At 53.6% G+C, this 11,063-nt stretch carries 14 protein-coding genes; 4 read left to right on the top strand and 10 right to left on the bottom strand.

All coding sequences use genetic code 11. From position 1 onward, the window contains the following. The first annotated feature begins 19 nt into the window (after positions 1-19). The 4 genes from A0129_RS14780 (at position 20) to A0129_RS14795 (ending at position 3,153) form a co-directional block, all read left to right on the top strand. Complete coding sequence (locus A0129_RS14780) at positions 20-889, top strand: exonuclease domain-containing protein (RefSeq protein ID WP_291716176.1); 870 nt, start codon at positions 20-22, stop codon at positions 887-889. Between the two features lie 129 nt (positions 890-1,018). Then, on the top strand, positions 1,019-2,074 hold the full coding sequence (locus A0129_RS14785) for a hypothetical protein (RefSeq protein ID WP_291716177.1): 1,056 nt from the start codon (positions 1,019-1,021) through the stop codon (positions 2,072-2,074). Between the two features lie 138 nt (positions 2,075-2,212). Beyond that, entirely contained in the window at positions 2,213-2,800 is a 588-nt protein-coding gene (locus tag A0129_RS14790) for a DsbA family protein (protein ID WP_291716186.1), read from the top strand. Between the two features lie 50 nt (positions 2,801-2,850). After that, the gene (locus A0129_RS14795; protein WP_291716187.1) at positions 2,851-3,153 is read left to right on the top strand and encodes a HigA family addiction module antitoxin; all 303 of its coding nucleotides are present in this window, start codon (positions 2,851-2,853) and stop codon (positions 3,151-3,153) included. A gap of 12 nt (positions 3,154-3,165) precedes the next feature. On the opposite strand, the gene A0129_RS14800 is transcribed toward A0129_RS14795, so the two are convergent. The 10 genes from A0129_RS14800 to A0129_RS14845 all read right to left on the bottom strand — a co-directional run. Then, the gene (locus tag A0129_RS14800) at positions 3,166-3,705 is read right to left on the bottom strand and encodes a DUF3455 domain-containing protein (RefSeq protein WP_291716178.1); all 540 of its coding nucleotides are present in this window, start codon (positions 3,703-3,705) and stop codon (positions 3,166-3,168) included. Between the two features lie 75 nt (positions 3,706-3,780). Then, entirely contained in the window at positions 3,781-4,617 is an 837-nt protein-coding gene (locus A0129_RS14805) for a sulfite exporter TauE/SafE family protein (RefSeq protein ID WP_291716179.1), read from the bottom strand. Continuing rightward, complete coding sequence (locus A0129_RS14810) at positions 4,605-5,510, bottom strand: acyltransferase domain-containing protein (RefSeq protein WP_291716180.1); 906 nt, start codon at positions 5,508-5,510, stop codon at positions 4,605-4,607. Before A0129_RS14810 ends, A0129_RS14805 begins: the two co-directional genes overlap by 13 nt. Further along, on the bottom strand, positions 5,507-6,385 hold the full coding sequence (locus A0129_RS14815) for a triphosphoribosyl-dephospho-CoA synthase (RefSeq protein WP_291716181.1): 879 nt from the start codon (positions 6,383-6,385) through the stop codon (positions 5,507-5,509). The genes A0129_RS14810 and A0129_RS14815 overlap by 4 nt, the downstream gene beginning before the upstream one ends. Then, positions 6,382-7,080, bottom strand: coding sequence for a malonate decarboxylase holo-[acyl-carrier-protein] synthase (gene mdcG / locus A0129_RS14820; protein WP_291716182.1), 699 nt, complete (start codon positions 7,078-7,080; stop codon positions 6,382-6,384). Before mdcG ends, A0129_RS14815 begins: the two co-directional genes overlap by 4 nt. An 18-nt stretch (positions 7,081-7,098) precedes the next feature. Further along, the gene (gene mdcE / locus A0129_RS14825) at positions 7,099-7,824 is read right to left on the bottom strand and encodes a biotin-independent malonate decarboxylase subunit gamma (protein WP_291716183.1); all 726 of its coding nucleotides are present in this window, start codon (positions 7,822-7,824) and stop codon (positions 7,099-7,101) included. Next, positions 7,821-8,720: a biotin-independent malonate decarboxylase subunit beta gene (locus A0129_RS14830; RefSeq protein WP_291716184.1), complete on the bottom strand. Its 900-nt coding sequence runs from the start codon at positions 8,718-8,720 to the stop codon at positions 7,821-7,823. Before A0129_RS14830 ends, mdcE begins: the two co-directional genes overlap by 4 nt. Next, positions 8,710-9,027 carry a malonate decarboxylase acyl carrier protein gene (gene mdcC / locus A0129_RS14835; protein WP_291716188.1) on the bottom strand — a complete coding sequence of 106 codons (318 nt, stop codon included), beginning with the start codon at positions 9,025-9,027 and terminating at the stop codon, positions 8,710-8,712. The genes A0129_RS14830 and mdcC overlap by 11 nt, the downstream gene beginning before the upstream one ends. A gap of 18 nt (positions 9,028-9,045) precedes the next feature. Next, positions 9,046-10,704: a malonate decarboxylase subunit alpha gene (gene mdcA / locus A0129_RS14840; protein WP_291716189.1), complete on the bottom strand. Its 1,659-nt coding sequence runs from the start codon at positions 10,702-10,704 to the stop codon at positions 9,046-9,048. A 20-nt stretch (positions 10,705-10,724) separates the two neighbouring features. Next, on the bottom strand, positions 10,725-11,063 hold a 339-nt coding region (locus A0129_RS14845), incomplete at its 5' end, for a TRAP transporter large permease subunit (protein ID WP_291716185.1).

Below are 11,063 nucleotides of genomic sequence, written 5' to 3' on the forward strand. Positions count from 1 at the left end.
GCCGTGAATGGAGGTTGCAATGCAATTTGCAGCAATCGACGTAGAGACTGCCAATGCTGATCTTTCCAGCATCTGCCAGATCGGCGTCGCAATCTTCCGCGACGGACAGCACGTCGACTCGTGGTCGAGCCTCGTTGATCCTGAAGATGAGTTTGATGGCTTCAACGTATCGATCCACGGGATCGATGAGCAAGCCGTAATGGGCGCGCCAACGTGGCCGGGCATCGCTGACACGTTACGTAGCCTCTTGGATGGCTCAATAGTCGCGTGCCATACGCCGTTCGATCGCGCAGCTACGAGCCTTGCCTGCGAACGACATGGGCTTGCTCAACTCGACTGCCGTTGGCTGGACACCGCCAGAGTGGTTCGTCGCGCATGGCCAGACCAGTTCGGGGCAAGGGGCTATGGGCTGCACAACGTCGCTAAGTTCCTAGGTATCAGCTTCAATCACCACGACGCACTAGAAGATGCTCGTGCTGCCGGTGAAGTGCTCTGCAGGGCCAGCGCCCACGCTGGCTTCACCCTTGAGGATTGGTTTGCTCGTGTCCAGCGCCCCATCGATCCGACATTCGATCAGCCCATAACACGCGACGGCAACAGTGAGGGGCCGCTCTTTGGCAATGTCGCAGTGTTCACAGGATCGCTCACTATCCCACGCCGTGAAGCGGCAGACTTGGCTGCTCGCGCCGGATGCGATGTTGGCGCTTCGGTCACAAAGAGGACAACGCTACTAATCGTCGGTGACCAGGACATCTCCAAGCTCGCTGGCAAGACGAAGAGTTCCAAGCATCTCAAGGCAGAGGAATTGATTGGCCAAGGACAGCAAATCCGAGTTCTCCGTGAATCTGATTTCCAGAGTATTGTTGCGGCTCAGGCGGTTCACGTCTAACAATGCGTTCAAGCCGACACCGCTTCGTTCCACAACCCATATGGCAGGTACAGCTTGCCATATGGGTTGCTCCACTGCGCGGCGCGGCTTAACTTAGGTGTTATGTGTAAAAGGAATGAGCAAGCAACAATGGCCGAAATGAGAAAAAGCGAAGAAGAAGAGTACCTTGAGAATTACAGGCAGGAACTCGAGCGCGAAAATCAAATGATGCTGTCTAAGTACGAAACAATCATTGAAGAGTTTGTGCAGTACTGTCAATCCATTGATGTCTTTATTGATACCGAATCCATCTCCTTCACACCAACAATAGGCGTCGTTTGCGAACACCCCAATATCCTGTCTGAATTGATGCCGTCTTTACAAAAAGATAAAGAGGGGCTTTACTCTTGGAGCGAACTGTCTACAAAATTCAGGATCAACAAGTTCAATTCTGGCTATTTTTACTCTCAGAGTTTTATGGCAATGGCAAGCCCTGTATTTCGCAGGGGTATGCATAGCGTGAATAACTGGGCTCCAAGATTTGTCGAGAAATTTTGGAGTCTAGATATGGAAGGTATAGATGCTTATTTAAGTCTTGATCAAAACCGAGTTCGGATTAATGTGGATAATTCATGCTACATGGAGGAAGATACTTGGTTTGGCTCACCTTTTAACGAGGATATTTCAGAAATTGCAGATGGTGTAAGCCACCTACGCCCACCTTCTGATTTAGATGCTCACCACTTGGATTTCTTTTTCAATGACGCTTATGCATTGGATATCTGCTGGAGCACAAAAGGGGACATTAAGTCATTCCAAGCTCTCGAATTTAAAGGTCCAAAGAACATCATTCAGATGAACGGCGGAACGTTTCATCCAGTTCGATACGTTCACGCCGAGTACGACCTAATAAAATCTGAATTCAGGCATTTTGATGGCGCAACGCAGTACCATACCCCCGAGGAGTACCTTGTCAGACGGGATTCAAACTTTAGACACAATGTTAAAGAAAAAATAAAGATAAAGCCAAAATCACTCAAATCATTTAAGTTAAATGGCAGTGTGTCAGTCGAAACTTGGACAGAGTTGTCCTCTCACTTCTTTGCCAGCAATCCTTTGATTTATGAGTATTTTTCCGGCGGTTACCCACCTTATTTAGTTGACACTTTAGAAAAAATAAGGGCGCGTAGTGCGAAAAACACATAACAATGCCCTGAACGCGAACGCATTTTTCGATCGCTACGCTCACTACAAATTCGCCGGTTACGACTGGCGTTATGCCCCAGTAAGCCGTTCTTCGGAGTAAACGAAGTGAGTATGCGATTTTTATACGTAATGGACCCTATGTGTGCCTGGTGTTATGGGTTTCAGCCGGAGTTGGATCGGTTTCTAGAACAGCATCCTTCAGCAGAGGTGAACTGGATAATGGGCGGGTTAGCGCCTGATACGAAAGAACCCATGAGCGAAAACCTGAAAGAGGCTATTTCTTCCTATTGGCATCAAATAGAAAAGGTTTCTCAAGTAACGTTTAATCACAGTTATTGGGAACGGAACACACCTTATCGTTCAACATACCAAGCCTGTAGAGCAGTGATAGCAGCTGAGAAGTTAGCTGCCAGAAGCTCACCAAATATGGCAAAAGCAATTCAATCTGCTTATTACCGTGAGGCCAGGAACCCGTCTTTAGATGAAACGCTGATTGATTGCGCCGGCACCACAGGGTTGTGCGAGGAGCAGTTTTTAACTGTCCTTCACGCCAAAGAAACTGAACTTGAGTTTCAAAAACATTTGGCAATTACACGTCATCTTCAAGTTAGTGGGTTTCCCACCCTCTTTTACATTAACAAAGAGAACCAGGCTTATCCTCTAACTCACGGTTTTTGCAAAGCTGAAGCGCTTTTTGAACGTTTCAGTTCAATCGCAGAAGATTAAGCACATAGCAAAGCGTTTAAGAGCGACTCAATAAAGCGGAGTTACATTAAATCGGCTCAACACCGCTTTGGAGACACTCGAAGCCTGGTGAATTCATCACTGGCGTTTACCTTGAGCCACATGGAATCAGTGGGCGAGAACTTGCAGAGAATCTGGACGAAGCACCCTCTACACTCAGCCGTATTCTCAACGGAAGCAGCCGGGTAACACCGGAAATGGCGCTTCGGCTCTCCATGGCGATCGGGCGATCACCCGAAAGTTGGCTCGCCATGCAAGACGCTCACGATTTGTGGATAGCACGGAAGAATGTGGATCTACGCCGTGTGGGCAAGCTTCGACTAGCAAATGTCTGATTAAGCAATTAATCAATTCGCCTTCCAGAACCGGTACTCCGCCTTGTAACTTACCTCGGCTTTTTCACCATCATTGTCGGCCGAGCACTTTTTGGCTGGCGCTACCCCACCCTGTGTGTTCACACGCTGCACATAACTGACTCCAGTCAAGGCGCCCTGCCCGCCGGCCACATCGGCTTTCACCAGTTGAAGGGGAATGTTTTTGCTACCGTTGGGCGACACAGCCACTTGTGAGCCGGTGACAAACGAGCCGTCTTTGTGGCTCCAACGGGCGGGCGGACCCGAGTAATCGCCCACTGTCTCACCACCTTCGTCGGTCAGTTCGGCTTTCGGGCCAACCATGGTCCACTTGTAAGTGGTCAGCGGGTCTTTCTCTTTGCTGCACTGGTATTCAATGGTTCCGCTGGCTTTGGTCTCAAGCACCAAGGTGTTGGCAGTGGCCACCTGAATCAGGGCGGGTAAACCTTTTTGCGCAGAATCAGTTTGTGCAAAAGCCGCAGGCTGCACGCAAAGCGCGACCAATCCACACATCAACAAACCGGTTTTTTTCATGGGTATTGCCTCGTACTGCTTTGTTTCATCAACTAAAGCTAACGTGGGCAAACGCACGTGCGTTTACAAAGGTGCCTAAAACACACCCCGCATCATGTTGACTGCAATGGCAAACACCACCACAGCAAACACTTTTCGAAGCAAGGGCGCCGGCAGAATGTGCGCAGCTTGTGCGCCCCAGGGTGCAAGCAACACGCTGGCGACTACCGTGAACAGCAAAGCGGGTACATAAACAAAACCAAGGCTTCCTGTCGGCAGGCCCGGTGCAGTCCAGCCATTGAATATGAAGCCGATGGTTCCGCCCAAGGCAATTGGAAAACCCATGGCCGATGCGGTGCCAATGGCATTTTTAATCGACACATTGCACCACACCAAAAACGGCACGGTGAGTGCACCGCCACCCACAGCCACCAGCGACGACGCAGTACCAATAAAGGTGGCTACACCCATTTGCCCGTTGCGCCCGGGCAGTACACGCCCCGGTTTAGGCTTGTATTCGAAGAACATTTGAAACGAGGCCAAGCCCATGAAGAGCGCGAAGAACACGATCAGGAAAGTGGTGGACACATGCCGCGCAAGGAAGGTACCGAACAAGGTACCCAACAAAATACCGGGAATGAAATTTTTAACGACATCCCAGCGCACTGCGCCGTGGAGGTGGTGCGAACGCACGCTGGACACCGAGGTAAACAGGATGGTGGCCATGGAAGTGCCGAGGGCCAAACGGAAGTTCCACTGCCCGGGCAATGCGGCCAGTTTGAAGGCCCACACCAATGCAGGCACCAGCACACTGCCCCCACCCACGCCCAAGAGGCCCGCAAGAAAACCGGCAACAATGCCGATTGCAATGTACGCAGCAACTGCCTGCACCGTAAAAATTTCAGCAAACAGTGCTGCGTTCAGCTCAACCAATTCAATGCGCCTTCAAAGGTTTGAAACTCGGACAAGGAACGCGCTTTCACATTCGGAAATCGCTCACGCACCATGCGGGTCAGCGTATTGCCAGGGCCCACTTCGAAGTAAACCGTGGCGCCCATTTCAGAAGCCAAGTCCAAAGTACGCGCCCACTGAAGGGGTTCAGAAATTTGACGCGCAAGGCAATCGATTGCGCCATTGCGATTCTCTACAGGGCTTCCGTCCAGCGCGCTGAGCACCGGGCAATCGAATCTGCGCCAACTGGCCGCATCCAGTGCATTCTTGAATTGCGCACTTGCATCCCTTAACCACGCGGTGTGCGAAGGCACTTGCACATTCAAGTGCACCACATGCGCGCCCAGTTCGCGTTCCATGCCTTTGCAAATCGACTTCATCACCGCCGTGGGGCCAGCGAGTACGGCATGCTGTTCATCATTCACAATCGCCACAGCCAAGCCGTGCTCAAGTGCAATGGCTTGCAGCTTTTCAAGACGCACACCTTTCACGGCCATCATGCCGTGGGCTGCGGGTGCCGCCTGGTCCATGCACTGCGCACGCTTCACCGCCAAACCCACTCCGTCCAACGCCTGCAAACTGCCGACCACCGTGTGGGCAGTCAGCTCACCAATGCTGTAACCCGCGCTTAGATCAATTTGAATACCGAGTGCTTTCAGGGCCTGCGCAACTGCTGCGCCTGCGGCCACAATCAAGGGCTGGGCATGTGCGTTGGCAAAACACAATTCGGAATTCTGCGACACCACCATGGCATCAAAAGGCATGGCATCCAACAAAGGTTCCAAGTGTGGAGCAATCAAAGGCTCGGCCAGCAAACGTGGCAACATGTCGACGGTTTGGCTACCCTGCCCCGGGCACAAAATGCACAAAGTCATGAGCGTGCAACCATGAAGTTGGGCAGCTCGGAATTGACTTGCACCAAGGCTTGCACAAACAGCGAGGCAGACAACAAATCAGCGCTGCCTCCCGGGCTTAACCACTGCGATTCAAATTGCGCACACAGGTGCTGTGCCCTGCTTTTCCAGCCGGGCGCAAACACGCCGCCCTCGGCCAGAAACTGGTCCACTCTGCCCTGGGCCCATTGCAAACCTTTCAAACCGCCGCGATGGGCAAGGTTGGTGTCAGGCAGCTTGCCAATGGTGCACACCAAGGCATGTAACTGCGCTTGCTCTTGCGAAAGCCCTTCAGACAATGCCCAGCGAAGTTGTGGCACCGTGGTCCAGAACAGCACCGGAAAACCTTCGGCTGCCTGCTCGCGCGCGCCGGGCAAACCAAAGGCATCTTTCACACGGCGACCATGCGTGGGTGAGTCAAGGCGTTGAACCTGGTCTTGCACCCCTGCCAACAATATATTCACGCCCCATTTGGCCGCCACCAACCTGCCCAGGCTGATCGGGTCGAAACACCCGTGTTCACGAAACTGGGCACCCGCTGCACCCGCCAACAACCCCATCAGGAAAATGGCGCCTTTGTGGGTGTTTACACCTTCAGTGGCCTTGAACATGGCTTTCTCGGCGACCAGGCCATGCGCCTGCAGTGTTCTGAATTCTGCGCCCTCAAGGCCAGCGGCAAAACAGTTTCCGAAGTACCCCTGCAAAGCGTCAATGCTGCGGTAGAACGTTGTGGCATTCATGTCGGCATGGCTGCCATTGTTGCTAGGGCACACTAGGCCGGGCTTGTACTCCAGGTCCACTTCCTGTCGAAGGGCTTGGCAGGCTGCTGCATCAATTCGTGCGACCAGTTCTTTCATGCAGCGCTCCCAACCGGGCATTGAAAGCCCTGCTGATACCCAGACAAGCCAACAAGTTTCACGTCACGATTTGTTTTCACCAGCAACTGCGAATTGGAATCGGAAAAGCTTCGATGCAATTCACGCCACTGCACAGCCTGACCACTGGGGTTGAGCACTTCGCCATCGACTTTAAACTCGGGGTATTCAGTTTGGAGGGCGTCGAGAAAAAGACACAGCTTTTCAGCTTCAAGCCAACTCACTGGTTTGAACAGCACATCCAGATCGGAACTTTCCGTGAGGCAAGGCAAGCCGGTCAGCGCCTGAATGGCGCCAGAACCATAAGCATGCGCCGCGATAAAATGATGATCGAGGAAACCCAGCAAAGCGTTGGCCCCCGCTTGCCAAGGCTGTGGCAAGCTTGGCAACACACTGGCCAGGTTTGGCCCCTGCTGGTGCTTTTCAATGCCTTGACTGTTCACGATGAAAGACAAGCGCCTTTTGCCCCAAGACGGCGGCTCGGCCAAGCCCACCCGCAGGCAATTCGGGAGAACCTCATCTTGACGGGCCACGATCAGCGGGTAGCCGCTCAACACCCAGCGGTGCAACAGCGACAATGCGCTGATGGGCTCCAAGGGTGCAGGCCCGGCATACTCGGCATGCCTTACCGCATCCAGTTTTAACCACACCAGGTCGTGGCGATTGAATGTGATCATGGGTTGCTCAGCAGCTTGTCATCGATTGGCTAAAACACGCTCAAGCACCACACCGGCTGCTGCTCTGCCGCCGCGTTCAACGCCACGTTCAATGCGAAGATCTTTACCAATGTCCTCGCGCGATTTGGCCTGCAAACTTGCGATGGAGGCAGCCAGTTGCGCTGCATAATCGCCTTGCCACACAGCGTCCAGATGACCCATGCGCAAATAATTTTCCACACCGGGTGAAAACACTGGGGACTGCTGGGCCAGCGCTTGCAAATGATCCAAAGGAATTTTGGTGATGCGTGACATGGCCGGCAAATTCATGACCTTGATTTCCGCATCGGCCAGGGCATAGCAGGCATCGGCCATCATGCCGGTGCTGATGTAACCACCGCTGACTGCCTCGCCATACACCACACTCACAATCACATGGCCATGCTGGCGTGCCAGCTCCACTGCTTTGGCCAGGTGTGCCATGTAGCCATTCAAGCCCATGAGTTCATCCCGGCGGCGAAGGCGTTGGCCCTGCGTGTCCAGCAAAAATACAATTGGTTCATCTGGGTGCTGCTTGATGGTTTGAATAACAACCCTTGCCATGGTCAAGGCCATGTCTGCACCCACTTCGGCTTTCTCGGCAGTGCCAATCACAGTCACCTGCTGGTTGCCGACAGTTGCTCGGCCATAGAAATGATCGGCCTCCATGTACTCGGCTTTCCAGCCATCGGCAAACAAGGCGTTCAATACTTGATCCCGGTTCATTGCGCACCCCTTGCCACGTTGCGGGCATCTGCCGTGGTTTTCACAAACTCATCCGCTGGCATCAGTGCCAATTCTTCAGCACTGGGCAGCCCCAGGCGTTGCCAAATTTCTTTGGCATCGCGGCAGTCACCAAATTGCTCAAGCCTTTGCGTCAACATGGCGTGCTCGGCTTCCAGATTCTCCAGATCAAAACTCACCCTGCCCGAATCCAGCGCTTGCAAGGCTGCCTGTCTGAAGGCTTCTACTTCATCGGCCACCAAAGCCTGAATGTCGCCCATCACGTAACGATGCTTGCCCCCACTCACACGCCACACCAGGGCACGGTCACGTGAATCGAATTCTTCCACGCCGTACACCGTTTCAATCACCTCCGGGCCCGACATGGCCAGGCGACCCTCTTCGGACATGATGAGTACATCGCAACAACGGGCAATCAAGCCTGTGCCACCAAAACAACCGGCTGCACCACCAATCAAACCGATGAACTGAATACCTTGCGCACGGGCTGCGCACACGGCACGCATAATTTCCGACACGGCAATTAGCCCGGCATTGGCCTCGTGCAAACGCACACCGCCACTTTCAAAAATGAGCAGCACTGCGCGGGGCTTTTCTTTCACAGCTTTGGCAATCAGCGCGGTAATTTTTGCGCCATGCACTTCGCCAATGGCACCGCCCAGAAACTCACCTTCCTGGGCGGCCACCAGCACAGGTGCGCCACCCAAAGTGGCTCGCCCAATGACCACGCCATCATCAAATGCAACCGGTTGTTCAAGCAGCGCCATGTGCGGGCTGGTGATGCGATCCGACGGCTTCAGGATTTCCTGAAAACTACCGGCGTCGCACACGGCCTGCACACGCTCGCGCGCACTGGCCTCCAGAAAACTATTGGCCATGTTGGTTCTCCCATGCCTCAATGGCTTGGTCCAGGCGCAGACTGACCACAGCAGGTGTTGCGCCCACATCGTGTATTTCAATTTTCAAACCACCTGCGTTTTTGCGTTCTGCAAAATCATTCAGCACAGCTTGCCAAATGGGGCCGAAACCACGCGCCGAGGTTTGAATGTCCACTGCACAATGCGCGGTATCTTCGCCTTTCTCCAGAAGCACTTCGCAGTTGCCACTGGCAGTGACACCCACCAACACCGCATCGCGTTGTGTTGGCTGAACCTTGCTGGGCAAGTTGTATTTCAGTTGTTCCATACTCATGATGACAACCCCTTACCAGTTGCGGAAACGGCTGGGCGGGTTATACAAGCCCCCCGAAGCACGTACCAAATCTTTCACGGTTTTCGCGGCGAGTAAATCGCGCGTTGCATCACGCCGGGCGATGCCCAGGTCTTCGGCGCGTTTGATCACACCACGCGCACGCAGTTCTTCCACCTTCTTTTTGTCGCGGGCCATGCCCACTTCGGTGTAGCCCGCCACACCGCGAATGGCCTGCTCGCGCTCTCCTTCACCACGGCACAGCAGCAAATTCGCAATGCCCTCTTCAGTCACGATGTGGGTGACATCATCCCCGAAAATCATCACCGGCGGGTTGTTCAATCCCATGCTGTCGGCCAGGTCCCACGCATCCAGTCGTTCCACAAATGCAGGGGCCATGTGCTCTCGGAATGTTTCCACCATTTGCACCACCAGCTTGCGGCCACGTGGCATGTGCTTGGGGTTGGCTTGCGCTTCACGGCCTGCTTTCACCCAGGCTTCGCTTTCATGCCGGCGGCCACGTGCATCCGCCCCCATATTGGGTGCGCCACCGAAACCGGCAATTCGACCCTTGGTGGCCGTGCTGCTGTTGCCATAGGTGTCAATTTGCAGCGTAGAACCAATGAACAAATCACAGGCGTAATGACCTGCTGCCTGGCAGAATGCGCGGTTGCTGCGCATGCTGCCATCGTTGCCAGTGAAGAACACATCGGGCCTCGCCGCAATGTATTTTTCCATGCCCAGCTCACTGCCGAAGCTGTGCACACTTTGCACAAAACCGGCTTCAATGGCGGGTATTAATGCGGGGTGAGGGTTCAGCGCCCAGTTGGTACAAATTTTTCCTTTCAATCCCAATTGTTCGCCATAGGTGGGCAGCAGTAATTCAATGGCAGCGGTATCAAAGCCAATGCCGTGATTCAATCGCTTTACGCCGTACTCGGCGTAAATGCCCTTGATCACCATCATGGCCATTAGCACTTGAATTTCCGAGATTTGTGCGGGGTCGCGCGTGAACAGTGGCTCAATGTAGTTCGGGCGCGGCGCGTGAATGACAAAATCGACCCAGTCCGCAGGCACATCTACACGGGGCAGTGTGTCGCGTATTTCATTGACTTGCACAATCACAATGCCGTTTTTGAATGCCGCCGCTTCCACAATGGCTGGCGTGTCCTCAGTATTCGGGCCGGTGTACAAATTGCCCTGTGCATCGGCAGCCTCTGCAGCGATCAAGGCCACATTGGGCGTTAAATCGACAAAGTACCGACCAAACAATTCAAGGTAAGTGTGAATCGCATTGATCTTGATTTTGCCGGCCGCAACCAGGTTGGCCAGTCGCGCACCTTGCGGGCCAGAGAACGAGAAGTCGATTTCTTTGGCAATGCCTTTGTCGAACAAAGCCGTGTGTTCAGGCAAAGCCACCACCGATTGCAACAAGTGCAAATCATGCACCTGTTGCGGGTTCACTTTGGCCAAACATTGCGCCAAAAAATCCGCCTGCTTCTGGTTGTTGCCCTCCAGGCACACACGGTCACCGGGTTCAATCACACTTTCCAGCAAAGCCACTGTTTGCTCAGCGTTTACCACCTTGCCGGAACTTCCACCGACAAGGTGTGAAGCGCGGCCCAACCGGGCGGCCTTGGATTGTTGCCCTTGGCGCCATGTTGTGTTGGTCATGCTCATTGTTTTGGTCCTGCTTAGTAGTCGTAGAACATATCGGGCAAGAACATCACCACTTCCGGAAACACTGACAGGAAGGCAATGTAGCCTGCAATAATCAGAATGAACGGAACGATGCCGCGGAAAATTTCACCGAACTTGATGTCAGGCGCAATGCCGTTGATCACGAACAGGTTCAAGCCCACGGGCGGCGTAATCAAGCCCAGTTCCATGTTCAAGGTCAAAATAATGCCGAACCAGATTGGGTCGAAACCCGCAGCCAGAATGGGCGGCAAAATAACTGGCGTGATCATCAGGATAATGGCCACAGGTGGCAGGAAGAAGCCCAGCACCAGCAACAACATATTCACCCAGAA

It is taken from the genome of Limnobacter sp. CACIAM 66H1 (assembly GCF_001601825.1).
Taxonomy (GTDB): domain Bacteria; phylum Pseudomonadota; class Gammaproteobacteria; order Burkholderiales; family Burkholderiaceae_B; genus Limnobacter.

Bases quoted from the DNA above. Each gene is read 5' to 3' on its own strand.
- A0129_RS14815 (WP_291716181.1), bottom strand. From the start codon at position 6,385: ATGAAAGAACTGGTCGCACGAATTGATGCAGCAGCCTGCCAAGCCCTT.
- A0129_RS14785 (WP_291716177.1), top strand. From the start codon at position 1,019: ATGGCCGAAATGAGAAAAAGCGAAGAAGAAGAGTACCTTGAGAATTAC.
- A0129_RS14810 (WP_291716180.1), bottom strand. From the start codon at position 5,510: ATGACTTTGTGCATTTTGTGCCCGGGGCAGGGTAGCCAAACCGTCGAC.
- A0129_RS14790 (WP_291716186.1), top strand. From the start codon at position 2,213: ATGTGTGCCTGGTGTTATGGGTTTCAGCCGGAGTTGGATCGGTTTCTA.
- mdcE (WP_291716183.1), bottom strand. From the start codon at position 7,824: ATGAACCGGGATCAAGTATTGAACGCCTTGTTTGCCGATGGCTGGAAA.
- A0129_RS14800 (WP_291716178.1), bottom strand. From the start codon at position 3,705: ATGAAAAAAACCGGTTTGTTGATGTGTGGATTGGTCGCGCTTTGCGTG.
- mdcG (WP_291716182.1), bottom strand. From the start codon at position 7,080: ATGATCACATTCAATCGCCACGACCTGGTGTGGTTAAAACTGGATGCG.
- mdcA (WP_291716189.1), bottom strand. From the start codon at position 10,704: ATGACCAACACAACATGGCGCCAAGGGCAACAATCCAAGGCCGCCCGG.
- A0129_RS14830 (WP_291716184.1), bottom strand. From the start codon at position 8,720: ATGGCCAATAGTTTTCTGGAGGCCAGTGCGCGCGAGCGTGTGCAGGCC.
- mdcC (WP_291716188.1), bottom strand. From the start codon at position 9,027: ATGGAACAACTGAAATACAACTTGCCCAGCAAGGTTCAGCCAACACAA.
- A0129_RS14780 (WP_291716176.1), top strand. From the start codon at position 20: ATGCAATTTGCAGCAATCGACGTAGAGACTGCCAATGCTGATCTTTCC.